Source organism: Microbacterium sp. K2 (assembly GCF_051365005.1).
GTDB classification, from domain to species: domain Bacteria; phylum Actinomycetota; class Actinomycetes; order Actinomycetales; family Microbacteriaceae; genus Microbacterium; species Microbacterium foliorum_B.
On record NZ_JBLWII010000001.1, the window covers coordinates 2396594 to 2422195 of the forward strand.

26 protein-coding genes are annotated in these 25602 nt (G+C 69.1%); 12 read left to right on the forward strand and 14 right to left on the reverse strand.

Going from position 1 to position 25602, the window contains the following annotated elements; genetic code table 11:
- The first annotated feature begins 14 nt into the window (after positions 1 to 14).
- Together ACLKOY_RS11655 and ACLKOY_RS11660 are read left to right on the forward strand one after the other, a co-directional pair.
- Entirely contained in the window at positions 15 to 776 is a 762-nt protein-coding gene (locus tag ACLKOY_RS11655; protein ID WP_436453746.1) for an aquaporin, read from the forward strand.
- A 9-nt stretch (positions 777 to 785) separates the two neighbouring features.
- The gene (locus ACLKOY_RS11660; RefSeq protein ID WP_436453747.1) at positions 786 to 2174 is read left to right on the forward strand and encodes an FAD-dependent oxidoreductase; all 1389 of its coding nucleotides are present in this window, start codon (positions 786 to 788) and stop codon (positions 2172 to 2174) included.
- Between the two features lie 228 nt (positions 2175 to 2402).
- On the opposite strand, the gene ACLKOY_RS11665 is transcribed toward ACLKOY_RS11660, so the two are convergent.
- Positions 2403 to 4994, reverse strand: a complete 2592-nt coding sequence (locus ACLKOY_RS11665; RefSeq protein WP_436453748.1) for a helix-turn-helix transcriptional regulator — start codon at positions 4992 to 4994, stop codon at positions 2403 to 2405.
- 433 nt (positions 4995 to 5427) lie between these two features.
- Between ACLKOY_RS11665 and ACLKOY_RS11670 the strand changes: the two genes are divergently transcribed.
- From ACLKOY_RS11670 to ACLKOY_RS11695, 6 genes are all read left to right on the forward strand, one after another.
- Complete coding sequence (locus tag ACLKOY_RS11670; protein WP_436453749.1) at positions 5428 to 8265, forward strand: hypothetical protein; 2838 nt, start codon at positions 5428 to 5430, stop codon at positions 8263 to 8265.
- Positions 8262 to 8912 carry a SipW-dependent-type signal peptide-containing protein gene (locus ACLKOY_RS11675; RefSeq protein ID WP_436453750.1) on the forward strand — a complete coding sequence of 217 codons (651 nt, stop codon included), beginning with the start codon at positions 8262 to 8264 and terminating at the stop codon, positions 8910 to 8912. The genes ACLKOY_RS11670 and ACLKOY_RS11675 overlap by 4 nt, the downstream gene beginning before the upstream one ends.
- Entirely contained in the window at positions 8909 to 9823 is a 915-nt protein-coding gene (locus ACLKOY_RS11680) for a hypothetical protein (RefSeq protein WP_436453751.1), read from the forward strand. The genes ACLKOY_RS11675 and ACLKOY_RS11680 overlap by 4 nt, the downstream gene beginning before the upstream one ends.
- Positions 9824 to 9866: 43 nt before the next feature.
- Positions 9867 to 10601 carry a SipW-dependent-type signal peptide-containing protein gene (locus ACLKOY_RS11685; RefSeq protein WP_436453752.1) on the forward strand — a complete coding sequence of 245 codons (735 nt, stop codon included), beginning with the start codon at positions 9867 to 9869 and terminating at the stop codon, positions 10599 to 10601.
- 74 nt (positions 10602 to 10675) lie between these two features.
- Positions 10676 to 11464: a signal peptidase I gene (locus ACLKOY_RS11690; protein WP_436453754.1), complete on the forward strand. Its 789-nt coding sequence runs from the start codon at positions 10676 to 10678 to the stop codon at positions 11462 to 11464.
- Positions 11464 to 12411 (forward strand): LPXTG cell wall anchor domain-containing protein, encoded by a 948-nt coding sequence (locus tag ACLKOY_RS11695; protein WP_436453755.1) that lies wholly within the window; start codon positions 11464 to 11466, stop codon positions 12409 to 12411. The genes ACLKOY_RS11690 and ACLKOY_RS11695 overlap by 1 nt, the downstream gene beginning before the upstream one ends.
- 57 nt (positions 12412 to 12468) lie before the next feature.
- Here the strand turns inward: ACLKOY_RS11695 and ACLKOY_RS11700 are convergent, their stop codons facing one another.
- Both ACLKOY_RS11700 and ACLKOY_RS11705 read right to left on the reverse strand, forming a co-directional pair.
- A complete protein-coding gene (locus ACLKOY_RS11700) occupies positions 12469 to 13254 on the reverse strand; it encodes a DNA/RNA non-specific endonuclease (RefSeq protein WP_436453756.1) in 786 nt (261 codons plus the stop codon).
- A gap of 102 nt (positions 13255 to 13356) precedes the next feature.
- Positions 13357 to 14253, reverse strand: a complete 897-nt coding sequence (locus ACLKOY_RS11705) for an SDR family oxidoreductase (protein ID WP_436453757.1) — start codon at positions 14251 to 14253, stop codon at positions 13357 to 13359.
- Positions 14254 to 14544: 291 nt separating this feature from the next.
- Between ACLKOY_RS11705 and ACLKOY_RS11710 the strand changes: the two genes are divergently transcribed.
- Positions 14545 to 15102 (forward strand): dihydrofolate reductase family protein, encoded by a 558-nt coding sequence (locus ACLKOY_RS11710; RefSeq protein ID WP_436453758.1) that lies wholly within the window; start codon positions 14545 to 14547, stop codon positions 15100 to 15102.
- A gap of 18 nt (positions 15103 to 15120) precedes the next feature.
- On the opposite strand, the gene ACLKOY_RS11715 is transcribed toward ACLKOY_RS11710, so the two are convergent.
- The 5 genes from ACLKOY_RS11715 to ACLKOY_RS11735 all read right to left on the reverse strand — a co-directional run bounded on the left by ACLKOY_RS11715 (position 15121) and on the right by ACLKOY_RS11735 (position 18935).
- Positions 15121 to 15348, reverse strand: a complete 228-nt coding sequence (locus ACLKOY_RS11715) for an RNA-binding S4 domain-containing protein (protein WP_201470604.1) — start codon at positions 15346 to 15348, stop codon at positions 15121 to 15123.
- Between the two features lie 39 nt (positions 15349 to 15387).
- A complete protein-coding gene (locus ACLKOY_RS11720; protein ID WP_436453759.1) occupies positions 15388 to 15690 on the reverse strand; it encodes a hypothetical protein in 303 nt (100 codons plus the stop codon).
- Between the two features lie 162 nt (positions 15691 to 15852).
- Positions 15853 to 16692, reverse strand: a complete 840-nt coding sequence (locus tag ACLKOY_RS11725; protein WP_436453760.1) for a hypothetical protein — start codon at positions 16690 to 16692, stop codon at positions 15853 to 15855.
- A gap of 241 nt (positions 16693 to 16933) precedes the next feature.
- Positions 16934 to 18265: a sensor histidine kinase gene (locus ACLKOY_RS11730; RefSeq protein WP_436453761.1), complete on the reverse strand. Its 1332-nt coding sequence runs from the start codon at positions 18263 to 18265 to the stop codon at positions 16934 to 16936.
- The gene (locus ACLKOY_RS11735; RefSeq protein WP_436453762.1) at positions 18258 to 18935 is read right to left on the reverse strand and encodes a response regulator transcription factor; all 678 of its coding nucleotides are present in this window, start codon (positions 18933 to 18935) and stop codon (positions 18258 to 18260) included. Before ACLKOY_RS11735 ends, ACLKOY_RS11730 begins: the two co-directional genes overlap by 8 nt.
- 236 nt (positions 18936 to 19171) lie before the next feature.
- On the opposite strand from ACLKOY_RS11735, the gene ACLKOY_RS11740 reads away from it, so the two are divergent.
- Positions 19172 to 19708, forward strand: a complete 537-nt coding sequence (locus ACLKOY_RS11740) for a hypothetical protein (RefSeq protein WP_436453763.1) — start codon at positions 19172 to 19174, stop codon at positions 19706 to 19708.
- A gap of 61 nt (positions 19709 to 19769) precedes the next feature.
- Here ACLKOY_RS11740 and ACLKOY_RS11745 read toward each other — a convergent pair whose 3' ends face one another.
- From ACLKOY_RS11745 to ACLKOY_RS11755, 3 genes are all read right to left on the reverse strand, one after another.
- Complete coding sequence (locus ACLKOY_RS11745; protein ID WP_363573465.1) at positions 19770 to 19976, reverse strand: CDGSH iron-sulfur domain-containing protein; 207 nt, start codon at positions 19974 to 19976, stop codon at positions 19770 to 19772.
- Complete coding sequence (locus ACLKOY_RS11750) at positions 19973 to 21013, reverse strand: iron-containing redox enzyme family protein (RefSeq protein ID WP_436453764.1); 1041 nt, start codon at positions 21011 to 21013, stop codon at positions 19973 to 19975. The genes ACLKOY_RS11745 and ACLKOY_RS11750 overlap by 4 nt, the downstream gene beginning before the upstream one ends.
- Positions 21014 to 21126: 113 nt before the next feature.
- Positions 21127 to 21576, reverse strand: coding sequence for a carboxymuconolactone decarboxylase family protein (locus ACLKOY_RS11755; RefSeq protein WP_436453765.1), 450 nt, complete (start codon positions 21574 to 21576; stop codon positions 21127 to 21129).
- A gap of 100 nt (positions 21577 to 21676) precedes the next feature.
- Here ACLKOY_RS11755 and ACLKOY_RS11760 point away from each other — a divergent pair, with 100 nt between their 5' ends.
- Positions 21677 to 21856 carry a hypothetical protein gene (locus ACLKOY_RS11760; RefSeq protein ID WP_311258163.1) on the forward strand — a complete coding sequence of 60 codons (180 nt, stop codon included), beginning with the start codon at positions 21677 to 21679 and terminating at the stop codon, positions 21854 to 21856.
- Between the two features lie 13 nt (positions 21857 to 21869).
- On the opposite strand, the gene ACLKOY_RS11765 is transcribed toward ACLKOY_RS11760, so the two are convergent.
- The 3 genes from ACLKOY_RS11765 to ACLKOY_RS11775 all read right to left on the reverse strand — a co-directional run bounded on the left by ACLKOY_RS11765 (position 21870) and on the right by ACLKOY_RS11775 (position 24594).
- Entirely contained in the window at positions 21870 to 23255 is a 1386-nt protein-coding gene (locus ACLKOY_RS11765) for an LLM class flavin-dependent oxidoreductase (RefSeq protein ID WP_436453766.1), read from the reverse strand.
- Positions 23256 to 23338: 83 nt separating this feature from the next.
- Positions 23339 to 24070 (reverse strand): nicotinamide riboside transporter PnuC, encoded by a 732-nt coding sequence (pnuC, locus tag ACLKOY_RS11770; protein ID WP_436453767.1) that lies wholly within the window; start codon positions 24068 to 24070, stop codon positions 23339 to 23341.
- The gene (locus ACLKOY_RS11775) at positions 24067 to 24594 is read right to left on the reverse strand and encodes an N-acetyltransferase family protein (RefSeq protein WP_436453768.1); all 528 of its coding nucleotides are present in this window, start codon (positions 24592 to 24594) and stop codon (positions 24067 to 24069) included. The genes pnuC and ACLKOY_RS11775 overlap by 4 nt, the downstream gene beginning before the upstream one ends.
- Before the next feature lie 83 nt (positions 24595 to 24677).
- Between ACLKOY_RS11775 and ACLKOY_RS11780 the strand changes: the two genes are divergently transcribed.
- Positions 24678 to 25598, forward strand: a complete 921-nt coding sequence (locus ACLKOY_RS11780) for a serine hydrolase domain-containing protein (RefSeq protein WP_436453769.1) — start codon at positions 24678 to 24680, stop codon at positions 25596 to 25598.
- Positions 25599 to 25602: the final 4 nt, after the last annotated feature.

Sequence of the window (25602 nt, forward strand, 5' to 3'; positions counted from 1 at the left end):
CAAGATGAGTCGACATGAACATCTCGCCTCCGTCTCGCATCGAGCCACTCCGTCCCTCCCTGCCCCGTCGCGCTGCCGCCGAGTTCGTCGGCTCGGGCCTGCTCCTCACCATCGTCGTCGGGTCGGGGATCGCCGCCCAGCGGCTGTCTCCCGAAGACGTCGGGCTGCAGCTGCTCGAGAACAGCTTGACGACGGCGCTGGGCCTGGCGGTGCTGATCCTGATGCTCGGTCCCGTCTCGGGCGGGCACTTCAACCCGGTGGTGTCGATCGCCGACTGGCTGATCGGACGCCGCGCGGGCACCGGGCTGCCGCTGCGCGACCTGCCGACCTACGTTCTCGCGCAGATCGTCGGCGGCATCGCGGGCACCCTCCTCGCCGGGGTGATGTTCGACACGGCTCCGGCGTTCTCATCCCACGACCGCGCGACCGGCGGGCACCTGGTCGGCGAGGTCGTCGCCACCGCCGGTCTGGTGCTGCTGATCTTCGCACTCGCCCGCACGGGCACGGCGTCGGCGACGGCTGCCGCGGTCGGGGCGTACATCGGCGCGGCGTACTGGTTCACCAGCTCGACGTCGTTCGCGAACCCGGCTGTGACGATCGCGCGCATGTTCACCGACACGTTCGCCGGAATCGCGCCGGGCTCGGTGGTTCCGTTCATCGTGGCGCAGGTCGTCGGGGCCGCTCTCGGCCTCGCGCTCCTGCTCGTCTTCTACCCGACGGCCGCTCGCACCGCGGACCGTGTCGTCGTTGCCCAGCACCTCGAAACCCAGCCCTGAAAGGCACCCATGCACCTCGTAGCGATCGGCGGAAGCGACGCCGGAATCTCCACCGCACTGCGGGCTCGCGAACTCGACCCCTCGGTCGACGTCACCGTGGTCGTGGCCGATGCCTACCCGAACTTCTCGATCTGCGGCATCCCGTACTACTTCTCGCGCGAGGTGCAGCCGTGGCAATCCCTCGCCCATCGCACGCACGCCGATCTCGAAGCCACCGGCATGACGCTGAGTCTGAACACCCTCGCCACGGCCATCGACGTGCAGGGGCAGCGGCTCACCGTGCGTGACCAGGACGGCACCGAGTCGAGCATCGCCTACGACGAGCTCATGGTCGGTACCGGGGCCTCCCCGTCGACGGCCGGCATCGCGGGTCTCGACCGGCTCGGCCCCGACGACGGCGTGCACCTGCTGCACTCGATGGGGGACACCTTCGCGCTCGAGCGCTACCTCGACGAGCATCAGCCCGAGACGGCGATCATCGTCGGCGCCGGGTACGTCGGACTCGAGATGGCCGAAGCCCTCACGGTTCGGGGACTTCGGGTCACGCAGCTCCAGCGCGGGCCCGAGGTGCTCTCGACCCTCGACCCCGAGCTCGGCGCGCTGGTGCACGACGAGCTCACCCGTCACGGCGTCGACGTGCTGACGAACACCCGCGTCGAAGAGGTCTCTCGCGAGGCCGGGCGGCTCACGGTGTCAGGATCCCGCGACGACGAACCGTTCTCGCGCGATGCAGACCTGGTGCTCGTCGTCGTCGGCGTGCGCCCCAACACCGGCCTTCTCGCTTCGGCGGGTGCTTCGACGGGTGCCGGCGGGGCCGTCGTCGTCGATGACCGGATGCGCACGGGACTGCCGCATGTCTGGGCGGCGGGTGACGGCGTGGTCACCCATCACCGCCAGCTCGGTGTCACCTACCTGCCGCTCGGCACGACCGCCCACAAGCAGGGGCGCGTCGCCGGAGAGAACGCGATCGGCGGCGACGCGCACTTCGCCGGAAGCCTCGGCACGCAGGTGGTGAAGGTGTTCGATGTCGTGGCGGCTCGCACGGGCCTGAGAGACCACGAGGCGATCGCAGCGGGTTTCGCGCCGCACAGTCACACCGCGATCGCGGACGACCACAAGCGCTACTACCCCGGAGCCACTCCCATCAGCATCCGCGTCACGGGAGACACCCTCGACGGGCGCCTCCTGGGTTCTCAGCTCGTCGGCACGCGCGGCGCCGAGATCTCGAAACGAGTGGACACGTATGCCACGGCGCTGCACCACGCCATGACGGTGGCCGAGATGAGCGACCTCGACCTGTCGTACACGCCGCCGCTCGGGTCGCCATGGGATGCCGTGCAGGTCGCGACCCAGGCCTGGGAGCGAGAGGCGCGCACCCTGTCGCAGCGTCTCGTCTGACACGCGCGCGCCGGTGCGCGGGGATCGTCGGCGGATCCGGGGGAGGACGGGACGCCCCCACCACGGGGGAGGCGGCAGAAAGGGCGCCCCATCCGATGCCGTCAATGGACGGCACCCCAGCTGTCGCGTTACAGCGCGACAGAACTGTGTGGCAAGCGTGGCACCAGCCGCCTCGCCGCACAAGTCCCATTGTCGACCGGTATGCCGCTGATCCGTGCACGTCCCCGATCAGTTCAGCGCTTCGGCGTGACGGCGCAGCTCCCTGCGGTTCGACACGTCGAGCTTGCGCATGATCCGGTGCATGTGGCTCTCGACCGTGCGCACACTCAGCACGAGGCGGGAGGCGATCTCGGCGTTCGAGAGTCCGCCCGCTGCGAGTCGCCCCACCTCCTTCTCGCGGTCGGTGAGGGTGACCGCTGTCGCGCCGAACCGCGCGAGGTCGTAGTGCCTCCCCGGGTGACGGGCACGGATCTGCTCCTCGCGCTCGACCGCGCGCTGCTGCCCGAGGTCGTCCGCCCCCGCAGCGAACCAGCCCCTCGCGAAGCGGCAGGCCGACAGCGCGGTGCCGGTGAGTCCCCGGACGTCCAGCTCGTCCGCGACGGAGAGCATCGCCACGGGGTCGCGCTGCACCAGCGCGCTCACGAAGGCGACATGGGCGGCCAGCCCTCTCGCTTCCGGAAGCTCTTTCGCTCGCGCCATGGCGACGGCCAGCCTGGCCGGCGTCGGGTCGAGCTCGACTGCGGAGAGGAGGGCGGTGAGCCCGGCCACCCGTGCTCCGCGATTCCAGAGGGCGTCGCCGGAGCGGGCGAGCAGCTCGGCGGCCTTCTCCGTGCTGCCGTCGAACGCGAGCAGCTGCACCTGGGGCCACGCCTTGCTCTGTCCCGGAAGCGGGCCGTCTTCGGCCCCGAGCTGCTCCAGGTCGGCGGCCAGCCGCTCGCCGGTCGTCACCTGCCCACGGCGGATCGCGACCACGGCGGCGACCGACAGCAGCGAGAGCTGCACTCCGGGCGGCAGGGGGGAGGGCTCTCCTGCCGAGAAGATGACCTCGAGCAGGTCGTCGACGGCCGCATGATCACCCGCTGCCAGATGACACAGCGATGCGGCGGTGCCGAAGGCTCGCACGGCGTCGATGTCGAGGTAGCCGTGCGCCTCGTCGAACCCGCGCTGCAGCACGTCGAGGGCGGCGCTCGGGTCGCCCTGGCCGAAGAGCGCCATGCCGAGCAGCACCCTGGGGGTGTACCTCTGCTCTTCGCTCTCGAGACCCTCGATGAGGCCGAAGACCCGCAGCGCATCGGTGAACCGCCCGAGGCTGACGAGCACGCTCATCTGCGTCTCGAGCATCATCAGCGTGACCGTCACGGGCAGCTCGTCTGTCACCTCGAGGCGGTTGCCGAAGTCTGCGGGCACCGTGTCGAGGTTCGCGAGCAGCTGCACCTCGGCGGCCCTCAGCATCCCGGCGTGCACACCCACCGTCTGAGCGTCGTCCTGCAACTGCGCGACCGCCCGCTGCAGGTCGTCGTCGACGTAGGCGGTCCACTCGGCCTTGAGCGCGGCGAACTCGGCACGACTGGCGTCGTCCCCGGTGCGGGTGGCAGGAGACGAGAGGATTTCGGCGATCACGTCTCGCACCTTCGCCGTGTGGGTGTGCATGAGGGCGCGGATGTAGCGCACGGCGCTGGCGGCGTTCGGGTTCGCCTCCCACTCGGCGGCCGTGACGATGCGGCGTGCGCGGGCGCGCTCCTGCAGCAGCCGGACGAACAGCGCGTCCTGACCGCCCGACGCGGTCGGGGACGACTGCTGGTCGGTGAGCACCGACCACACCGACTCCGGCGTGCTCAGCTGCCGCACGATCTGGCTCGTCAGTCGCGTGCGGCGCGCGGTGAGCGGCTCGTGCCGGAAGAACTCGACCAGCAGAGGCGGCATGACGGCGACGAGCTGTCGGTCGCCGCTGGGGATGAACGTGATCATCCGGCGCTCCTCCAGCAGCTCGAGCGTGCCCCAGTCGACGAGCTGGCTCGCCGTGTCGATATCGGCCACCCCGACGATCGCGATGATCTCGAGCGCATCGCGCGTGGCGTCGTCGAGGCTCTCGAGGTGCGCTTCCAGCACTGCTCGCAGTCCGCTGCTCCACAGGTCGCGGGTCGCGGTCCACTCGCCGCCGCGCAGCACGAGGCGCTGTTCACGCACGGTCGCGTCGACCAGGCTCAGCGCGAGACCGATGTTCCCTCCCGACTTCGCGAACACCCGGCTCATCGTGCTCGCCTCGATCGGGTGCGACAGATAGTTCTCGAGAGCCGTCTCGAGCTCCTCGAAGCGCAACGGGGTCATGTCGATCACGTATGAGGGCTCGAGAGTCGATGCGGGGAGGCCGCTCGGAGTGTGTCTGGCACGAAGACCCTGCAGCCGGGAGAGCACGATCGGCACCCCGTACTCGCGTCGCACCGACTCGGCGACGCCCCACGACGACTCGTCGAGGTCGTCCCAGTCGTCGAGGAACAGCACCGACCGAGACGCGCGGAGCGCCTGACGCAGCGAATCGGCCGTCTCATGCAGATTCGGCCCCGGCCGCTGACCACCGGTGGCGCCGATGCCGGCGAGATGCAGCGCGGCGAGCGGATGCTGGCGCAGCGACGCGATTCCGCGCACCGAGACGACCGTCCACTCGTCCTGCTCGACGCGGGCGCGCAGCGCTTTGAGGAACGCACTGCGACCCGAACCGCGGCTGCCGACGACGTCGATGTTGACGCCCGCCTGAATCAGATCCACTGCTGCGGCGAGACTCTCTTCGCGACCGACCACCATGAGATCCCGCTTCCTCACGCGCTGTTCCTGTGCAAAAAGCTACTCTCCTGGGGTCCGTGAGGGATAGCCGCGCGGCTGCTCCGTCCTCTGAGCCTTCCCTGTGGTGGCGTCGCTCGTGACGCGAACCCCGTGGAGTACGAGGAGCGAGCGCCGACCTTGCGTACTCCCGAGCGGCCAGCGGCGTGAGAAGCGGCATAGGGCAGTACCCCGAGGGGCACTACTGAGCGTCGACGACGTGGATCCCGCAGGTTCGCGCGCCCCCTACGCAACGATCGGCGAGGTCCACTGAGATCGACGCGGAGGGGTGCTGAAGCCCACCGTGACCTCTGCAGCGGCGAGATCGCCGACGGCATCCTTACGATGACCGCCCATTCTGCGCACATCGTGCCCGCGGTCTCCCATCACTCGAGCGCGGCGTTCGTCGCGCGGAACCGCCTGGAGGACGACAGCTGTGAGCGCGAGCCCGCGAGAAGAAGGCCGCCGCACGCTGCGCCGGCGCCGCCGCACGGCGCGCCGCGTGCGTCTGGTCTCTGCCGTGACGGCGACCCTCGCCGTGATCGCGGGCGCCATCCTGGTCGCGGCTCCTGCGATGTCTGCACCCAGTCACGAGCTCGAGATCACCAGCCTCGCGTTCTCTGGGGTCGATCAGACACCGGGCGACGGCGTGTGCCGCACAGTCGACGGCTCCTGCACGCTGCGCGCGGCCCTCGAGGAATCGAACGCCCTGAACGCTGCCCCCGGGGCCGTCGTCATCGGCGTGAAGCCAGGGCTCAGCGGCATCATCCGCCCGGTGATGACCCGCACCGCCGCGAACTGGATGCAGACGAGTGCCGTGTCGGCCTGGGATGACGGCGCCTTCTATCGCATCACTGCACCGGTGACGCTCGACCTCGACAACCGCGTCTCCATCATTCCGACGTCCGAGCCGACCGAGGCGGCGGCATTCGAGGTCGACGGTCCGGACATCGTGCTGAGGAACTTCCGCGACATCCTCTCCAGCGGCACCTCCCTCGTGATGGGCGAGCAGGCGACGCGGGTCAGTCTCACCGGAGGCTCGACCGTGACCAAGGAGAACTACTATCCCGAGCGCTTCGTCGTCTATCGCCAGGGCGCCACCGACATCTCGGTGAGTGACTACGAACTCCAGGGGTTCTATCACGAGGGCCAGCAGACGACGGGGCTCTTCCTGTTCAACGCCACGACCGCGACGCCGATGAAGAACATCTCCATCTCGCGCGTCAAGGTCAACTACACCGCCGGCGGCGTGTGCAACGGATCAGACGGATCGGGATGCCGCACGAACCTGACCACCTTCTCGCCGCGTGACTCGAACGTCGTGCTCGACGGGTTCTCGTTCACCGATTCGACCGTGAAGAACCTCAACGGGGCGACCGCCTTCAAGTTCTCGAACAACAGCACGACGGGTGTGAGGCTGTCGAACCTGGAGATCTCGGGCAACCAGTTCCTCAACTCGGTCGGAAACGGGACGGGAGACGAGTACGCGTTCATCACCCTGCCCCCGGGCAACCTCAGCGGGGAGAACCGGATCTCGCGCAACGACTTCGTGCGCGCGACGTCGGGGCAGACCATCGCGATCTTCTGGGACGGCCTGACCCGCAGCGGCACTGTGCCGAGCGGGCTCAGCATCACCGACAACTACTTCGACGGCTACGAGTCGAGCATCCGTCTTGCGCGCAGCGGACTGACCACGGTATCCGGCAACACCTTCGGAACGCGGTCAGGGTCGCAAAGCAGGCCTGCCACCGCCGAGGAGACCGCCGACGGTGGCGCGCTCCTCGTCGACAACAGCGGCACCGGCTCGAACCTGGCCGTGTCGACCTGGCATCCGACGTCGAACGCCTCTGTCGTGGCGGCGCCGTCGAGCACCGCTCTGATTGCAACGCCCCGGGCCTCTTTGACGGGCGGGACGTGCGCGGCGGAGTTCACCGTGCAGAAGCCGGTGACGGGGCAGGGCATCCCCGGCGGGCCCGTGTCGCTCGACCTCTACTGGACGGCCGACCGGACCGCCGAGATCTACCTCGGGCGCGTGACCGGGGTGACCGCCGCTGCGGCATCCGTCGCCTTCTCGCTGCCCGTCGGACCCCAGCCGCTCGCCGGTGCCACCGCGCCCAACTCCGCACAGGCCGTGAACGCCACCACGGGCGACGTCTCGGGTTTCGTGCGCGTGCAGACGCACGTCGAGACGACGCCGCAGCTCACCTCGTCGCAGTTCAGCCGCACCGTCGCCGTCACCGGCAACTGCCGCCCGACTCTCACGCTCGACCAGGCCACCGGTCAGAACGATCCCACGATGGCTCGCGATCTGCACTACGTGCTCAGATCCTCGCTGCCCGTGGACCCGTCGACAGTCACGGCTGATGACATCCAGCTGACCGCTGCGGCGACCGCGGACACCCTCGATGCGTCGCGGATCAACCCGCGAGTGGTCGCTGTCACGCCTGTCGAGGGCAAGAACGGGCTCGAGTTCGACGTGATCGCACGAGTCGACGACTCGGCATCCGTCTCGGCGAGCCTCGCCGCCGGGCGCGTCACGTCGCCGTCAGGACTGACCAACACCGCCCCCGCGGTGTCCGCCGATGCCGGAGTGACGTTCGTCAATCCGCTGCAGGTCACATCGCCCCGGTTCACCCTCGTCACGGGAGACAAGAAGGGCAAGTCCTACGCGATGATGCTGCGGGCCGGCGCGCCTGTGGCGACCGCCGAACTGCTCTTCTCCTCGGAGATCGACGCCGTCGGTGCGGAGCACGGAGTCGGCCTGTCGACCTCCGCTCCGGTCATCGCCCCGGGCGCGCGAACGACCGAGTCGGTCGTGGTGCAGGCGGTCGACGGAGACGTCCGCGCGAACACCGAGGTGACCATCACGGCGACGGTCGCTTCGGAGGACGCGAACTACGACGGGCTGGTCGTGCCGTCGGTGAGTGCGTTCCTGTTCGCCACCGACCCGACCATCGAGATCGAGAAGCGCGGTTACGCCACCGTGACGGACGCCTCGACTCCCGCGTCGATCGAGCAGACCGGAACGCCCGTGCTCACCGGGGCGCGCCTCGTCGACGGGCAGGCCGTGTGCTTCGTGTACACGGTGACGAACCGTTCGGCGGACGACTGGACCACGAGCCTGCACGACATCCTCGTCACCGACTCGGATCTGCGCCTGGGCACCCAGGGACTGATCGGCTCGATCTCGCAGCTCGCCGTCGGCGAGAGCGCGAAAGTCGCCGCGTGCGGAGCGATCGTCTCGAACGGCACCGCCGACGGGTGGGGTCGATGACCGCCGCCGAGACCCGGCCCCGCGGCCGCAGGCTGCCCGTGGTCGTGAGCATGATCGCCGTCGCCGCACTGACCGTCGCCGCGATCGGTGTGGGCACCTACGCGCTGTGGTCGTCGGAAGACACGTTCGCAGGCTCGCTGTGGCGCGCCGGTGACCTCTCGATGACGACCCAGGATGCATCGTGGCGCCAGATCACCCCCGGCGTGACCGAGCCGCGGTCCGGCGACCTCGCAGCCACCCCTGAGGACTTCTTCACGATGCCCGGGGATGTGATCGAGATCACCCAGCCGCTCGAGACCTACCTGTGCGGCGAGAATCTGACCGCAGCCCTGAGCGTCGAGTTCGCCTCTCCCGGCGCCGTGCGAGCACGGCAGGAGACGGGCGATATCGCGGTCGCTCTGCGTGTGGAGGATGCTGCGGGCGACACGGTCGCGACCGGCTCCGCCGACGGAGCTCCGCTGGCGGTGCCCGGTCTCAGGGGATCGTCACAGGGCGAGATCGAGCGCTGGTCTGTGATCGTGACCGTCGAGGTGCTCGGCGATTACGCCTGGACGCACGACGACATCCACAGTGCGGCCGGAGTCTGGGCCGCCGGAGACCTGATCGTGCGTCTCGACCAGGTGCGCGCGAACGGGGCCACCCGATGAGGCTGCGCACGACTCTGTCGCTCACCGCTGCGATCGTCGGCGTCATGACCTTCGGCGTCGTCTCGACGGCGAACGCACTGTGGACCGTGAACGACGCGGTCGTGGTGCCCGAGCTGCGCAGTGGAGCGCTGACCTTCGGAGCATCCGCCGAGTCGCAGAGTGTGCTCTCGGCGTCGGGCGAGCCGGTCGAGATCGCCCTGCCCGGCACCGAGATCGCCCAGGTGCTCGATCAGGGCGGCCTGAGAACAGAGCCCGTGATCTGGCGCTTCGAGGTGGCCGGTGCCGCTCTCGGCATCGCCGGACTCGACTACGACATCACGCTCGGGCCCCAGGTGTGGAGTGACGGCCACTCGGCCGAGCTCGCCGAGGGCGTCGCCACGGACGGCACGCTGCTGGCTGATTCGACGGTGCGCATCTACCCGGCCGGCCTCGGTGACGACTGCTCGGTGATCCCCGACGCACCCGGGCAGCTCGATGGCGAAGCCGCCGTGAACGTGCATCTGGTCGACGCATCCGATCGGACGCTGCAGGAGCCCGCGGCCAATCCCACCGGCGCCGAGATCACTCAGACCTGGTGCGTCGCGATGCTCTGGAACCACCGAGCCGACGGCCTGTACGCCTCGGAGGCGAGTGCCCAGGGGATCGCCGTCGACGGCAGCGAGAACCGGGACTTCGACGCCTGGGATGCCGCGGTCGCCGTCCCTGCATCGCTGGACGCCATCGGCGTCTACGACCACGTGGCGTGGGCGGAAGGAACCGGCGACGACGGCACCCTGTCGCGCGACGAGGCGTCGTGGAGCGGGACGGTGCACCCGGACCCCGCGGGCGAACCCGACCTCGTGATCCGCATCGACCCCCGTGTCACGAACGCCAACCCCGCTGTCGTACCCGGCGATCACGCCACGCGCTAGCCGCCAGAACCAGAACACACCACTCAGGAGAAGGAAGAAGCACATGACCACCGACACCCCTCAGATCATCGTCGTGACCGAAGAGAGGAAGAAGCGCCGCGGCGCGCTGCTGCTCGTCGCGGGCGGAGCCGCTGCTCTGCTCGCGGGAGGTTCGACGTTCGCACTGTGGACGGCGACCGACGGTTTCGCCGGAGGGCAGATCACCGCCGGTGACCTCGACGTCGTGCAGACGGCCGACACGACCTTCTGGGACGTCTCGGCAGACCGCGACGACGCGACCGCCACCGTCACCGGCACGGACGGTTCGCAGCTCGGCCACGCGCTGGCTCCCGCGGATGCGTCGACCTGGCGCATCGTGCCCGGTGACAAGGTCGCGGCCTCGTTCTCTGCCGACGTGACGCTCGAGGGAGACAACCTCGTCGGTCGTCTCTCGCTCGACGGTCTCACGGCCAACGAGTACGACATCAGCGGCATGACCTACACGTACGAGGTCTACCAGGACGGCGTGCTCGTGCAGCCCGAGATCGCCGTGCCCGTCACGGACGACGCGACGCTGCTGTACCTCTCGGCGCCGCAGACGGGTCAGAACGCTGGGCTCGAGGACGCGAACGGCACCACGGTGCTCTCGATGGCCGAGGTCACGGAGGATGTGACGGTCGTCGTCTACGGCGCCTTCTCGTCGGCGGTCACCGACCGCTCCGACATCACCCTGACCGACACCCTGTCGGGCCTGAACCTCAAGCTCGAGCAGGTTCGCGACACCGGCGAGCAGTTCTAGACCCACGGTCGGGGGGGCCCCGGGACCGGGGCGCCCCCGTCGTTCACCAACGAACCACGAAGAGAGACGCACGAATGCGCACCGCCGGCAGGATTCCGAAGAGCTGGTACGAGTCGCCCTGGCGCATCGCCGGAAGGGCCGTATCGATCGCTCTCGTCGTGACGGTGCTCGCACTCATCGCGGCACTCCTCGTGGTGCCGCGGGCGGCGGGCGGCTCGTCGCTGACGGTGCTCACCGGTTCGATGCAACCGACCCTCGCGCCGGGAGACATCGTGGCCGTGCGCGGTGTGGCACCCGACGAGGTCTGCACCGAGATCGGGGTCGGCGACATCGTGACCTATCTCCCGGAGCCCGGGGATCCCACGCTCATCACCCACCGGGTCGTGGGCAAGACCGTCGGCACTTTCGACGACGGCACGCCATGCAGGCTCATCACCCAGGGCGGCGCGAACTCGGCGGCAGACGCTCCCGTGTCTCCCGTGCAGGTTCGCGGAGCGATGCTCTACAGCCTCCCCGCGCTCGGATGGGTGCGCCAGTGGGCCGTCGAGAACATCGTCGTGCTCGGCGTTGTGCTCGGTGCGGGTCTTCTCGGCTACGGCGTCTGGAACACCTTCCGCAGGCCCCGGACCCGCGTGATCATGACATCAGGATCGACCGCGGTCGGGCCTGCCGCGGCATCCGCCACCTCCGTCGCCGCATCCGTCGTCGATGATCTCCGGATCCGTGAGCTCGATCTCAGAGAGCGCGAACTCGCGGTCCGCGAGGAGGAACTCCGCCTCGCACGGCTCGGACTCGTCCCGTTCGACGAGGATCCGCTCGACGAAGGGCTGCCGCACGGTGCGGATGCCGAGGGGAGCCGGTGATGGATCAGGTCGACGGCGTGCTCGCGGACATGCGCCGGCGCACCCGCCGGGCGACGTTCATCGCCTGGACTCTCGCTCTCGTGCTCCTGCTCACGCTGGCGGGGGCACTCTCGGCTGCGGGCGTGCTGCCCCCATCGTCGGCTGGCCTGACGAGCGCCGTCGCGACGACGGGAGAATCGACCGGCATCGCGCCGGCACCGGCATCCGTGGCCGGTTCGCAGTCGTGGGATGCCGTCGCCGAAGCCGCCTGGGACGGCCCGGCGACGCACCTCGACTGGTCGAATCGGGGGTACTCGACGGCGGAGTCGTCGTTCTCGGGTCACCGCGTCGCCGCACCGGGGGACCGCACTCTGCGCACCCTGATGCTGACGAACGCGGGCCCGGCGCGAGCCGATCTCGCGGTGTCGCTGCGTCTGGACGAGGGGATCCCCGACGGCGCGCGCAATCCTGCCTTCGCCGATGAGGTCGAGCTGTTCTGGAACGTCGGCGGTGTCGAGGGGCGGCAGCCCTTCTCCGCGCTCCTGCAGAGGTCGGCCGGCGTGGTCGAGATCGCCCAGGTGCAGGTCGCGCAGGGCGAGACGGTGGCCGTGGAGATCGGGTTCGAGCTCCCCGTCGCGACCACACAGCTGCGCAACGATGGGCACCCGTCGACCGAGCTCGCGTTCGACGTCATCGCGACGATGTCGGGCGATGCCGCTGAGCAGCCGGGACGGCTGGCCACGACGGGTGCGGGCTCGCTCTGGGTCTTCGGGATCGCTGCGGCACTGCTGCTGGCCGTGGGGCTTCTGCTCATCGCCCGGCGTCGGCGGCGGTGCGACGCCTGCTCGAGGACCCTCGGCCGGGGCGAGTTGCGGGTCGATCTGACGGACCACGGCTTCGGCCGATACCGCGTGTGTCCGGATTGCGCCCCGCGTGTCACTACTGCGGCGGGCTCTGCGCGCCACTGAGAGATCGGCCCCCGACACCGAAGATCGCCGTCCCCGGTTCGGAATCCGGCTCGACGCCTAGAGCGTGATGTCGGATGCTGAGACCAGCGGCCGCCACTCCGTCGATCGGGCCGTGCGCCGGGCGAGCACGTCGGCGTCGAGCAACGGCCCCACATCGAGCCCGGTCGCGCGGGCGATCTCGGCGACGGGAGCCTGGAAAGTGCGGTACGCGCCCAGTGGCGGCGCGGCGAGCAGGCCGTCTGGAGTGTCGACGAGCTCGGACTGGTCGAGCATGAACCCGGCGGATGACAGACCATCGGGTGCCTGCCAGGCGGCGATCTTCCAGAACAGCAGGGGGATGCGGATGCCGCGATAGGGCGGGTCGTCGGCGCCCAGCACAGGAGCGGTGAACACCGAGATGCGCTGATCAGTCGCCTCGGCGTACTCGATCACATGGTCTTCCAGTCCGAGCCAGAGCTCCTTCGACTGGTTGAACCCCGCCGCCTGCGGGGCGGCGTTCGGGTAGAAGAACGTCGCCTCGGTGGCATCCCTCGCCTCCTCGACATCGCCCCATCCCGGATCACGCCGCCGCACGAGATGGCCCCGGTCGAGGTCGTTGCGCGCGTAGACATCGGGACCCGTCTGCAGCTCGGCCTCGACCCGGGGGTCGAGCCGCCACTCTCCGGTGCGCGGCAGTTCGCGCAGCAGCGCTCCGTCGATGTTCACGCCCGTCACGGCGGCCAGCCGACGGTCGCCGTCGAGCAGCACTGTGAAGCGCGGATAGGTCAGCTCCGTCGCATCCTGTGCCGGCCGGGGCAGGGCGACCCGCGTCGGAAGGAAGTCGAGGTCGTATCCGTCAGCCATGCCCCCATGATGCCCGCCCCCTCCGACATCTCCCCAGGGGTTGCCGGACACGGGAACGCCCCCACCCGATCGTCTCGGGAGGGGGCGTTCGCCGTCAGCGGGTCACGGGGTGGGCATGCCGCCGTTGACGTTGAGCGTCTCGCCTGCGACGTAGCTCGACTCGGCCGAGGCGAGGAACACGTAGGCCGGTGCCAGCTCGGCCGGCTGCCCCATGCGGCCGAGAGGCGTGTCCTCACCGAACTCCGGGAGCTTCTCCTGCGGCTGTCCGTCGCTCGGCTGCAGCGGCGTCCAGATCGGGCCCGGAGCCACGGCGTTCACGCGGATGCCCTTGGGAGCGAGCTGGTCGGCGAGGCCCTTCGTGAACGCGTTGATCGTGGCCTTGGTCGACGCGTAGTCGACGAGGATTCCCGACGGCGAGTACGCCTGGATCGACGTGGTGTTGATGATCGTCGATCCGGCAGGGAGGTGCGGCAGCGCGGCCTTCGTGATCCAGAACATCGCATAGACGTTGGTCTTGAAGGTGTCGTCGAACTGCTCGTCGGTGATGTCGGTCAGAGACTCCTGATAGACCTGCTTGCCGCCGTTGTTCACGAGGATGTCGAGGCCGCCGAGAGCGCCCACCGCCTCAGCCACCAGCGTGCGGCAGTACTCGGGGTCGCGCAGGTCGCCGGGGATCTGCGCCACAGTGACGCCGGCTTCACGCAGGATGCCGGCGATGCGCGCAGCATCCTCCTCCTCTTCCGGCAGGTACGAGAGCGCGACGTCGGCGCCCTCGCGGGCGAAGGCGATCGCGGTCGCCGCTCCGATGCCCGAGTCGCCGCCGGTGATGAGAGCCTTGCGACCGGTGAGGCGGCCGGTGCCGCGGTAGCTCTCCTCGCCGAGGTCGGCCTTCGGGGCGAGGTCGGCGTCGAGCCCTGGTTCGGGCATGTGCTGCTTCGCGGGCTCGATGTCGGAATAGAGCTCGGCCGGGTTGACGAAGGTGTACTGGTCGCGAGACATGGGGGTCCTCTCGGTCGCTGGTCTGGGGGTATGTCCCCAGCCTGTGTCGAGGTCGGGATATCGGCCAGCGCCTTGCGTCTCCGGACTCAGGTCGCTAAGGCGGGGCCGGGGGACACCGTTGACGTCGCGTGGGGAGGAGAACTGCGCCTCGGGAGGAGAGATTCGCAGGATTCCCCAGCCCGAAGGGCAGATCTCCTCCCGAGGGGCAGCAGCCCGAAGGGCAGATCTCCTCCCGGGAAGACGCCATGCAAGGGGTCGACCGACCCCCGGCGCGCGGAGTAGCCTCGCCGCATGGCCCGACTCATCTACTCCATGATCACGTCGCTCGACGGATATGTCAGCGGCCCCCACGGAGGATTCGACTGGGCGCTCGATGAAGAGCTGCACGACTTCATCAACAGGCAGTTCGCCGACGTCGGCACGTATCTCTACGGGCGACGCATGTACGAGACGATGGTCTATTGGGAGACCGCCCACCTCGAGCCCGACCAGCCGCAGGTCGGCATCGACTACGCACGTGTGTGGCAGGCGGCCGACAAGGTCGTCTTCTCGAAGACACTCCCTGAGGTGTCGAGCGAGCGCACGCGGATCGAGCGGACGTTCGACCCCGAGGCGATTGAGCGGTGGAAGGCCGAATCCGACAGCGACCTCTCGGTCGACGGGCCGACGCTCGCCGCCGAGGCGATCCGCGCGGGCCTGGTCGACGAGTTCGGCCTGTTCATCGGTCCGGGGATCGTCGGGGGCGGCAAGCCGTTCTTCCCCGGCGGTGTGCACGTCGATCTCGAGCTGCTCGACGATCGACGCTTCAGCAGCGGGGTGATGTTCCTCCGCTACGCGACCCGGCAATGACCGCGATGGCTGCCGGCGTCAGGGGCGCACGCGAACCGTGCGACCCTCGAAGGTGACCAGGTCGCCGTCGTGCAGCTGACGGCCTCGGCGACGATCGACCTCGTCGTTGACCTTCACGAACCCGTCGATCACGACCTCCTTGGCGTTGCCACCCGAGTCGAGCAGCCCGGAGTACTTCAGGAACTGTCCGAGGCGGATCATCTCGCCGCCGATGGAGACATCGTCGATGCGGCCGGAATTCGTCATGAATGAAATGCTAGCCGCCGGATGCTGGCCGGCGGGCGCTCAGCCGAGCGCGCGCTGGATCCGTTCGCTGAGTCGGTCGGCCGCCTTCGACGTGGTCCGCCGACGCGTCGGTGCCTGCAGCGCGATCCTCACGTCGGATCCGCCCGTGGTCATCGGAGTGGCGACGACCCTCACATCGGCTGGTCCGCCGAACAGCGTCCGTCGTGTGCTGAACGCCACGGAACGATGATCGGAGACCCGCCATTCGACGTTCTTCAGCTCCGTCGTGAGCTGCTGCAGCACTCGCACGACGGAGTCCGCCTGCGCGGGTGTGTGGAAGTACGTGTGCACCGTGACCGGCATGGATTCCCCTGACGACAGCATCTTCGGTCTGCGATCGAGACCGTACCCACCTACAGAGACCGCGCGGTGAACGGATCATGATGCGAAAGTGCCGAACTCGTCAGAGATGCGTCGAGCCGCCGACCCCGGAGGGCCGACGGCTCGAAGAACGACGCGGGTCGTTCAGTCGTCGATGTCGGTGCCGACCACGGCGAAGTCGGCGCTGAAGTCGATGTCGATCGAGCGGCGATCGCTCGTGAGCACAGTCGCGTCGTAGGGGCTGACCTCATCGTTGTCGGCGTCGAGGTCGGTGATCATGCCATCGGCCTCGGCCAGCGCGGCGTCGACGAGTGCGCGGATGGTCCTCTCGTCGAGGGTGTTCGTGGGAGCGGAGTCGTCGTCGTCCTGCTCGGTCGAGATGACGGTGGCCGCGAGGTCGGCATCCACGCGCACCTCGGTCTCGCTGCCGTTCGCCGCCGTCAGCTGCACCTCCCAGGTTCCGTCGCGCTTCGCGTCGATCGAGGTGACGTCGCCGTCGGCTGCGCCGCGCGCGGCATCCGCGATCTCCACGAGCTCGTCGGCCGAGTCGGTGCCGATTCCGGTCACCGGGCCTCCGCCCTGGGGTGCGCCCTGCTGGTCGTCGTCGTCACGGTCGTCGCGGTCGCCGCCCGGCTGCCCGCCGTTGTCATCGGCATCGCCGCGGGGGCCGTCCGAGACCGAGGGGCGGTCGTCGTCGTCGCCGAACTCGTCGCCGATCGCTGCGCCGATGGCCACGCCGCCGCCGGCGAGAACCACCGCGGCCGCGATTCCGCCGCCGATCAGCAGGGCACGCTTGCGTCCGCGCTTCGCGGGGGCTGCGGGAGCGGATGCCGGAGCGGCGGTGTCAGCGGCGAGCGGTGCGACGGGCACGGTCTCGGCGTCGTGGGCCGGCGTCGGGGCAGGGGGCGCGGGCGGTGCCGGCGGAGTCGAGTTCGCGGGGAGGTTCTCGGGCGTCTGGTCGGGGGTCGGGTTCTTGTCGTTCATGTCTCGATGCTCTCGTGGCAGTGCTGAAGCCACCCTGAAGCGTCCTGAAGACTTCTTCAGGAAGCAGCGACCGATCGGCCGGGGCCGCCGCCCGGGGGTTTCCTCGTGCCGTTTGCAGGATCCGGGCACGCATGCAGGGCGAGAACAGGTGTCTGGTCACGCATCCGTGCTTCGGTCCTGCGGACGGGTCGGGTGCCGGGAAGTGCCGGGGCCTGCAGACGGGCGGGGTGCCGAGAGGATGTCAGCCCGACAGGGGGAGGGTCACCACGAAGCGGGCGCCGCCCCAGCGCGAGGCGTCGACGGAGACCGTGCCTCCGCTGGCCGCGGCGATGCCCTGCACGATCGCGAGCCCGAGACCGCTGCCTCCGGCATCCCGGCTGCGGGCCTCGTCGAGCCGCACGAAGCGCTCGAAGATGCGCTCGCGCTCTTCGGCGGGCACCCCTGCGCCGTCGTCCTCCACGGTCACGAACACCCAGGCGTCCTGCGGGATCACGCTGATCGCCACGCGGCCGGCACTGTGCCGGGCGGCGTTGTCGGCGAGGTTGCGCAGCAGTTGGCCGAGCAGACGAGGATCCCGGGTGACCCGGGCCGCACGGATGCCGGACCCGTCGACCTCGACCCCCCGAGACCGCAGCCGGCGCACCTCGCCGAGCGCGAGGTCGTCGAGGTCGATCGCCTCGTCGTGCGTTCCGCCGCCTTCATCGAGGCGGGCGAGCAGCAGCAGCGACTCGACGATGCCCTGCAGCCGGAGACCCTCGTCCGAGACGACCTCGGCCAGTTCGCCGATGCTGGTGGTGGCCGGGTGCGCCTGCGCGAGCTCGGCATGCTGACGGATCGTCGCGAGCGGTGAGCGCAGCTCGTGCGACGCGTCCGAGACGAAACGGCGCTGGGCCGTGGCCGAGGCGTCGAGGCGATCGAGCATCCGGTTCATGGTGGTCGCGAGCGCCGCGATCTCATCGGATGACGGCGGCACCTCGACGCGTCTGTGCAGGTGCTCGGCGGTGATCCCGTCGACCTCCTCGCGGATGCGGGCGACGGGTCGCAGTGCTCGCCCGACCACGAGCCAGGTGGTGACGGCGACGAGCAGCAGCAGCAGCGGCACGGCGACCGCGAGCAGCACGGCGACCGTCGACAGCGTCTCGACACCGTCTTCGATCGAGACCGCGAGCACGAGCGTCTCTTCGTCGTCGAGATCGTCCGAGACGACGAGCATCGGCTCGCCGCCGATCGTCGTGGTGCGGGCCTGGTCGGCGAGGGGGAGAGCGGTGGAGCCCAGCTCGTCGCGGGCGTCCTCGCTGGCGGCCCTGACCGCGCCATCTTCGCCGATGATCTGCACGATCTCGTCGTCGAGAGAGTCGACGCCGCGCTCGCCGCCTGGCCCGCCTCCGGGCCCGTCGAATCGTTCGGCGAGCTCGTCGAGTCGCTGCTCGGCGGCGCGCTCGGCGCTCGCATGGATGCTGGAGCTCAGGATGCCGTAGAACGAGAACGCCCCGATCAGCAGCGCGACGGCCACGACCAGGGTCGCGCCGAGGGTGGTCCTGGCGCGCACCGATCGGAACGCGCGGCTAGCCACCGTCGGCCGCCAATCGGTACCCGGCGCCGCGGATCGTCTCGATCGCCTCGCGTCCGAAGGGCTTGTCGAGCTTGCGGCGCAGGTGGCCGACGTAGACCTCGACGATGTTCGGGTCGCCGTCGAAGTCGTCATCCCAGACACCCTCGATCAGGGCGCGCTTCGACAGCACCTGACCGCGGTGGCGCATCAGGTGCTCGAGCACGGCGAACTCGCGCGCGGTCAGCGTCACCTGGGTCTCGCCGCGCCACACGTGATGAGACGAGGGGTCGAGTCGCAGGTCACCCGCCTCGAACACGGCAGGGCGTGCGACGGCGCCCCGGCGCACCAGGGCACGGATGCGCGCGACGAGGATCGCGAACGAGAACGGCTTCGTGACATAGTCGTCGGCGCCCGTCTCGAGGGCCTCGACCTGATCCCATTCGCCGTCCTTCGCGGTGAGCATGAGCACGGGCGTCCAGTTCTCCTCGGCACGCAGTGCCTCGCACACCTTCCACCCACTCATGCCGGGCATCATCAGGTCGAGCACGATCGCGTCGTACCTCGTCTCGCGCGCACGCCAGAGCCCGTCGACGCCGTTGTTCGCGACGTCGACCGCGAAGCCCTCCGCCTCGAGCCCCCGGCGGACGGCGTCGGCAAGACGCACCTCGTCGTCAACCACCAGGATCCGCATTCCTCCAGTGTGGCGGGCGCACGCTGAATCCGCGCTGAAGCGGGCCAGAAGGGTCTCATGCGCGCGCTCGAGGTCTCCCTCGTGCGCCCTCGGGAGGAGAACCCTCCTACGGGAGGAGAGGATGCCGCTGAGACTCCTCCCGGGGCGCAGTTCTCCTCCCGAGGCGCAGATCTCCCGAGGCCGCGAGGCAGCGCACACCCGGTTGGCGCTGTCCGTCCCATGTGGTTGCATGAGGCATGACCGCAATCCGGGGGGACAGGTCGAGAGGTGCACGTCTGCTTCTCGTCGCCGCGACGACCATGATGCTCGCAGGGTGTGCGACGGCGACCACCGGCCCGCTCGGTGCCTCGCCGACGGCAACGCCCACACCCACACCCACTGCGGCGTGCCCGCAGATCGAGGGCGTCGAGCTGCCGCCGGAGTGCGCACCGTATGATCCCGACCACGCGATGGCGCAGAACGACCGCTACCGCGACCGGGTCGACCTCTCGGACGAGAGTCGAGCAGCCGCCGAGCAGCCCGCCACCGAGATACGCACGGCACTCGAGACCCTCCGCACCTCAGGAGACCTGACTGTCGAGGCTGTGGAAGATGCGATCTCGGATGCCGGACTCAGCGGCATCCAGACGCTCGGTGACTCGCGGGCCGTCGCGTTCGGCGTCGCGGCTCCGGAGGGCGGATGCATCTTCGGCGAGGTCTCGGCAGAGGTTCTCTCGGTCGAGATCGGCGGCGTCATCATGGACGGCGGCTGCCTGCCGGCAGTGGGCCACTGACCAAGAACGACCGCCACTGACCGCAACAGCCAGGCGCCGCCGAGATCAGGCGCCCCCGAAATCAGGCGTCGGTGCGGAAGCCTGCGGCCTTGTGCGTGCCGTCGCAGAACGGCTTGATCGTCGAGAGACCGCAGCGGCACAGCGCCACCGTGCGCCGCGTGACCTCGATCGGCTCGCCGTCGGAGGTCTCGATCACCGCTGCTCCGCGCACCAGCAGCGGGCCATCGGGGTACGCCGTGATCGTGACGGCATCCTGCGCCCCGCTCATCGCGCGTCCCTCTCTCGCAGCGATGACTCTCCGCGCGTCCACGAGTCGAGCATGTGCCCGGCCGCCCAGCCGTCGACCGTGAGGCAGGCTGCGGCGCCGAACATGATGTCGGGCAGCAGGTCGGGGCGGTCCTCGGCCAGCCCACCAGCGAGATCGCGCGCGGCGATCTGTTCGTGCACGGCATCGGCCTCGACGTGCTCGTCGAAGTAGTCGGTCACGTCCTCAGTGAAGCCGAGTCGTCGCAGGCCGTCGGCGTAGAACCGGTTCGGGATCGACGAGGTCATCTCGAACGCCGCCAGATGACCGACGATCGCCCCGAGCAGCCGACGGTTGAGACCGAACATCGACATCGAGTTGAGCGAGGCGAGTGTGATCGCCGGCACGTCGTCGACATACGCACCGTAGGTGTCATCGAGACCGGCGCCGCGCATCGCCCGCGCGAAGATCGTGGCGTGCACGCGGTCGGGGCGCCCTCCGCCGTACTCGTCCGACTGGATCTCGACGAGCGCGGCCTTGGGCCGACCGGCCAGGCGGGGGATCGCCCACGAGTGCGGGTCAGCCTCGCGCAGCGTGTAGATCGAGCGCTGCATGAAGAACTCGTGCATCTGCTCTTCAGTCGCCTTCTTCGCGACGTAGCGCGACAGGCTCGGGCCGGTGTCGGCCTCGGCGAGGGCGAAGAGCGCGCGGCCGACGGCATCCACGGTCGGCTCGGGCAACTCGGGGGTCGGCACGGTCGCCCGCAGCGCCCGCTCGAACGCGTGCTCGAGGATTCCCCGCGTGGCGATCAGTGCCGGGTCCCACTCGAGAGCCGGATCCAGCCCGGGCAGCGATCCGTACGACGAGGCGTACAGCACGAAGAGCGCGAGTTGGATGTCGTCGTCGCGCACGACGTCGTCGCTCATGGCGAGTGCGGACTCGGCTCGGGCGCCGAGATCGTCGACGTCGTCTCCGGTCAGTCGACGGATGATGCCGTCGCTGAGCGGGCCGCGGGCGGCGATGCCGTGAAGGGCGGACGGAATGAGGGCCGGTGCAGACATGCTCGAAGTCTCGCCCCCGATCCGCCTCTCGAGAAGGGTCTTGACGCGACGCATCGGATGCGGAAGGGACGGATGCCGCGACATCCGTCCCCCGATGTCATCCAGCCGCCGGATCAGGCGTGCACGGGGTAGTGGCTGCTGATCGCGATGCGGTTCCAGCTGTTGATGACCACGGCGAGCCAGGTCACGGCGGCGATCTGCTTCTCGGTCAGCACGCCCTCGACGTCGACTCCGCGATCCGCGAGGCGGCCATGGTCGCCGATCAGGGTCACGTTCTCGGTGATCTGCAATGCGGCCTGCTCTTCGGCCGTGAAGTACTGCGACTCCCACCAGCCCGCGAGCACCGCCAGGCGCTCAGCAGTCTCGCCGGCCTTCACGGCATCGGCGCAGTGCATCCTGAGGCAGAACGCGCACCCGTTGAGCTGCGACGCCCGCACCTTGACCAGTTCGACGAGCAGCGGCGAGAGCCCGGCATCCGTCCCCGCCTCTGCGGCCTTGCCGCTGAACTCCAGCATCGCCTGATACGGGGCTGCATAGACCTTGCCGATGTTGACGTGCGTCACGTCGTCTCCTTCGCTCATGGGGCGCGAGATGCGCCTCCATGAGTACTGACGCCGCAGCCTCGGGATCTGTGACGTCGGCCACGCCGCCTAGGCTGGAGCCATGAACAAGAACTCGCTCTGGACCATCGTCGGCGTCGTGCTCGCCGTGGTGATCGCCTGGTGGATCGTCAGCGCGCTCTTCTCGATCCTGTGGTTCATCGCCAAGCTCGCGATCGTCGCCGTCGTCGCGGTCGTGGTCTTCCTGGTGCTGCGCGGGATGTTCAGCTCGAAGGCCGACTGACCGGCAGCGCCGATCAGGCGACCGGGGCGTTCGCTCCGATCCGATACCGCGCCGCGCGGTGCGTGTCCTGCACGCGGTCACCCTTGCCCTGCAGCTTGTTGCGCAGCGTGCCGGGCGTGTATTCGTTCGGGTAGACGCCGCGCTCTCGGAGCACCGGGATCACGTGCTCGATCACGTCCCGCCAGGTGCCGGGCGTGACCGCGTAGGCGAGGTTGAATCCGTCGATGTCGGTCTCCTCGACCCATGACTGCAGCTCGTCGGCGATCTCGACGCCCGAACCCACGATGGTGGGCCCGAGGCCGCCGATCGCGTTGTGGCGTCCGAAGTCTCCGACGGTCCACTCGCGCCCGAGGTCGGCCTCCTCCTTGAGGTGCTGCAGCACCGACTGGATCGCGTTGGACTCGACATTGCCGACCGGCTCGTCCTCGGCGTACTGCGAGAGGTCGACGCCCATCCAGCCCGACATGAAGGTCAGTGCGCCCTCGGGGCTCGCGTACGACAGGTATTCGGCGTGCTTCGCCGCGGCATCCTCGCTGGTGACTCCCGTGATCACGGTGAGCAGCGTGTAGATCTTGGCGTCGTAGCGGTCTCGACCCGCGTCCTCCAGTGCGTCACGGATGCGCTTCACGGTGCCCGCGAGCACCTCCTTCGACGGCGCGGCGACGAAGATCGCCTCGGCGTTCTCCGACGCGAAGCGCACACCGCGAGGGCTGGCTCCGGCCTGGTAGATGACCGGGGTGCGCTGCGGCGAAGGCTCGGAGATGTGGATGCCGGGCACGCTGAAGTGCTTTCCCTCGTGGCCGATCGGGTGCACCTTCGACGGGTCGGTGAAGATGCCGCGCTCGCGGTCTTCGACGACGGCGTCGTCTTCCCACGATCCCTCCCACAGCTTGTAGAGCACCTCGACGTACTCGTCGGCATGGTCGTAGCGGTCGTCGTGCGCGAGCTGGTCGTGCTGACCCATGTTGCGGGCGGCGCTGGGCAGATAGCCGGTGACGACATTCCAGCCGACGCGTCCGTTGGTCAGGTGGTCGAGCGTGCTCAGACGGCGGGCGAACGGATACGGATGCTCGAAGGCGGTGCCCGCCGTGATGCCGAAACCGAGGTGCTCGGTGACGGCGGCCATCGCGCTCACCAGCAGGATCGGGTCGTTCACGGGAACCTGCGCGCCGTTGCGGATCGCGGCCTCGTTGGTGCCGCCGTAGACGTCGTAGGTGCCGAGCACGTCGGCGATGAAGATGCCGTCGAAGGTCGCGCTCTCGAGCAGCTTCGCCAGATCCGTCCAGTACGAGATGGTGTTGTACTGACGAGAGCGGTCGTCCGGGTGTCGCCACAGACCGGACGACTGGTGGGCGACGCAGTTCATGTCGAAGGCGTTGAAGCGGATCTGTCGGGTCATGGGGACTAGCAAAGCCGCCGAGATGCCCCGTGTCAGCCCTCCGCGACATGCGCCGTCACATTCGTCGCTCGAACCCGACCGGGTCAGTCCCGGTCGCCGTCGACCGTCTTCATGGTGGAGGTGATCGGACGCGGGTCGGGCATTATCGTCTCGACCTGGGGTTTCGCGTTCGCCTGTGCCCGGCACCAGACCACGAACCCGACCGCGGTGAAGACGCCGTAGAACACGTACATGAGTCCGGTCGCATAGAAGCCCGAGCTGAACAGCAGCGGCACACCCACGACGTCGACGGCGATCCAGATGAGCCAGAATTCGGTCCACCCCTTGGCCATGCCGTAGGTGGCGAGCAGGGATCCGACGAAGGTCCAGGCATCGGCCCAGACGGGCTCCCACGAGCCGAGGGCGCGGAAGACCGGGGTCAGCGCGATCGTGCCGATCACCATCACGAGCACCAGGCCGAGGCGGGCGCTGTTCGGCGCCCAGCGCGGAGTGACCCGACCGCCCTCGGATGCAGCCTGACGCCACCGCACCCAGCCGTAGATCGCGACGATGATGAACATCACCTGCCGCCCGGCCTGGCCGAGCAGGTGCGGAAGCTCGTGATCGGGATTGAGGATGGATCCGAGGAAGACCGTGAGCAGCAGCAGATTTCCGACGATTCCGACCGGCCATGCCCAGATCTTGCGCTGCATGCCGCCGAGCGCGCTGGCGAGGCCGAAAGCGTTGCCGACCACCTCGCGCACGAGCAGCACCTGGCCGCCCGGGAGCATCCACTGCGAGTTGAAGGCGTCGACCAGCCAGAGGAGGACGTTCACTTCGTCTCGTCGGGGAACGGGCGCTCGTCGAGCACCAGCTGCAGGAACGTGAGGTCGAGCCAGCGATCGAACTTGGTGCCGACCTGCGGCATCCGCCCGACCTGCATGAAGTCGAGGCGCTTGTGCATGATGATCGACCCCGTGTTGCTGCTCTCGATCGCCGCGACCATCACGTGCTTGCCGAGGCGGCGGGCGCGGTGGATGAGCTCGATCATGAGAGCCTTGCCGATGCCGCGACCCCGCTGGCCGTCGCGCACATAGACCGAGTGCTCGACGGTGTGGCGGTAGCCGCTGTGCGGGCGCCAGTCTCCGAAGGTGGCATAGCCGAGCACACCGGACTCGTCGACCGCGACGATCACCGGGTAGCCTTTCTGCTGTCGATCGCTGAGCCAGGCGGCGCGGTCTTCGACCGTGACGGCCTCTTCGTTCCAGATCGCGGTCGTGTTCAGCACCGCATCGTTGTAAATATCGGTGATGGCCTCGAGATCGGCGGTCTCGGCATCCCTGATCTGGTGGTCGCTCATCGGGTCTCCTGCATCTGCGCTCGGGGTGCGCACTGCACGACGGTAGCAGGATGCCGGGGTGTCGGATGCGGGAGACTGGCGTCATGTCTCTCGCTGAAACGGTTCGCGACCGCATCGCCCACGCGATCGACGAGGAGCAGCTGGGCGCATACGGACTTCATGTGCTCGTCGGTCACGAGTCGGCACAGCACCGGTGGCGCAGCGACGATCGGGTGAACCTCTACTCGGTGTCGAAGGGGGTGAGTGCACTTGCGGCGAGTATCGCCGCCGACGAAGGCATCCTGTCGCTCGACACCCGCGCTGTCGACGTGCTGGACGTGCCCGCGCCCGGCGCCGGCGCCGAAGCGGTGACCCTCGAGCATCTCCTCACGATGACGAGTGGAATCGACTTCGAGTGGTTCGGGGATCAGGAGGTGCCCTGGCCCGACCTCGCCTTCGAGATGCTCGCTCGACCGAGCCGAGGTGCGGGGCAGCACTTCCAGTATTCGGATGCCAGCACCTACGTCGCCATGAGAATGCTCGGGGCGGTCGTCGGGGATGTGGGGGAGTGGCTGATGCCCCGACTCTTCCGGCCGCTCGGCATCCACAACCCGCAGTGGCTGAGGTGCCCCCTCGGCTGGATCGTCGGCGGAAGCGGACTCGAACTGCGCACGGAGGAGCTCGCGCGGATAGGGCGCGTCCTTCGCGACGGGGGCCGCTTCGGGGGCGACCGCATCGTCTCGGAGCGCTGGATCGATCGGATGCACTCCGACTGGGTCTCCACAGGGGCGGGTGGCCTCTACTCCTCCTACGGGCTGGCCGCCTGGCGTGGGCCGCGCGACGGCTGGCGTCTGGACGGGCGATACGGGCAGTACGTCTTCATCGATGAGGCTGCGGATGCGGTCGTCACGATCACGGGGCACGAGGAGGAGAGAGATCAGCGACTCGTCGAGATCGCGGCGGACGCCGTCGCGGAAGCCCTGTCAGGCGGGACGGTGTCGGGTGGGGCTGTGTCGGGTGGCTGATCGC

What these genes read in the sequence shown, in the direction of transcription:
- ACLKOY_RS11705 (WP_436453757.1), bottom strand. Translation starts at nt 14,253, where the DNA reads ATGTCTCGCGACCAGTACACCTTCGTCAACCCGGCCGAGCTCTATTCC.
- ACLKOY_RS11740 (WP_436453763.1), top strand. Translation starts at nt 19,172, where the DNA reads ATGACCGCAATCCGGGGGGACAGGTCGAGAGGTGCACGTCTGCTTCTC.
- ACLKOY_RS11750 (WP_436453764.1), bottom strand. Translation starts at nt 21,013, where the DNA reads ATGTCTGCACCGGCCCTCATTCCGTCCGCCCTTCACGGCATCGCCGCC.
- ACLKOY_RS11680 (WP_436453751.1), top strand. Translation starts at nt 8,909, where the DNA reads ATGAGGCTGCGCACGACTCTGTCGCTCACCGCTGCGATCGTCGGCGTC.
- ACLKOY_RS11710 (WP_436453758.1), top strand. Translation starts at nt 14,545, where the DNA reads ATGGCCCGACTCATCTACTCCATGATCACGTCGCTCGACGGATATGTC.
- ACLKOY_RS11725 (WP_436453760.1), bottom strand. Translation starts at nt 16,692, where the DNA reads ATGAACGACAAGAACCCGACCCCCGACCAGACGCCCGAGAACCTCCCC.
- ACLKOY_RS11700 (WP_436453756.1), bottom strand. Translation starts at nt 13,254, where the DNA reads ATGGCTGACGGATACGACCTCGACTTCCTTCCGACGCGGGTCGCCCTG.
- ACLKOY_RS11720 (WP_436453759.1), bottom strand. Translation starts at nt 15,690, where the DNA reads ATGCCGGTCACGGTGCACACGTACTTCCACACACCCGCGCAGGCGGAC.
- ACLKOY_RS11675 (WP_436453750.1), top strand. Translation starts at nt 8,262, where the DNA reads ATGACCGCCGCCGAGACCCGGCCCCGCGGCCGCAGGCTGCCCGTGGTC.
- ACLKOY_RS11745 (WP_363573465.1), bottom strand. Translation starts at nt 19,976, where the DNA reads ATGAGCGGGGCGCAGGATGCCGTCACGATCACGGCGTACCCCGATGGC.
- ACLKOY_RS11780 (WP_436453769.1), top strand. Translation starts at nt 24,678, where the DNA reads ATGTCTCTCGCTGAAACGGTTCGCGACCGCATCGCCCACGCGATCGAC.
- ACLKOY_RS11775 (WP_436453768.1), bottom strand. Translation starts at nt 24,594, where the DNA reads ATGAGCGACCACCAGATCAGGGATGCCGAGACCGCCGATCTCGAGGCC.
- ACLKOY_RS11735 (WP_436453762.1), bottom strand. Translation starts at nt 18,935, where the DNA reads ATGCGGATCCTGGTGGTTGACGACGAGGTGCGTCTTGCCGACGCCGTC.
- ACLKOY_RS11660 (WP_436453747.1), top strand. Translation starts at nt 786, where the DNA reads ATGCACCTCGTAGCGATCGGCGGAAGCGACGCCGGAATCTCCACCGCA.
- ACLKOY_RS11695 (WP_436453755.1), top strand. Translation starts at nt 11,464, where the DNA reads ATGGATCAGGTCGACGGCGTGCTCGCGGACATGCGCCGGCGCACCCGC.
- ACLKOY_RS11685 (WP_436453752.1), top strand. Translation starts at nt 9,867, where the DNA reads ATGACCACCGACACCCCTCAGATCATCGTCGTGACCGAAGAGAGGAAG.
- ACLKOY_RS11760 (WP_311258163.1), top strand. Translation starts at nt 21,677, where the DNA reads ATGAACAAGAACTCGCTCTGGACCATCGTCGGCGTCGTGCTCGCCGTG.
- ACLKOY_RS11690 (WP_436453754.1), top strand. Translation starts at nt 10,676, where the DNA reads ATGCGCACCGCCGGCAGGATTCCGAAGAGCTGGTACGAGTCGCCCTGG.
- ACLKOY_RS11655 (WP_436453746.1), top strand. Translation starts at nt 15, where the DNA reads ATGAACATCTCGCCTCCGTCTCGCATCGAGCCACTCCGTCCCTCCCTG.
- ACLKOY_RS11765 (WP_436453766.1), bottom strand. Translation starts at nt 23,255, where the DNA reads ATGACCCGACAGATCCGCTTCAACGCCTTCGACATGAACTGCGTCGCC.
- ACLKOY_RS11715 (WP_201470604.1), bottom strand. Translation starts at nt 15,348, where the DNA reads ATGACGAATTCCGGCCGCATCGACGATGTCTCCATCGGCGGCGAGATG.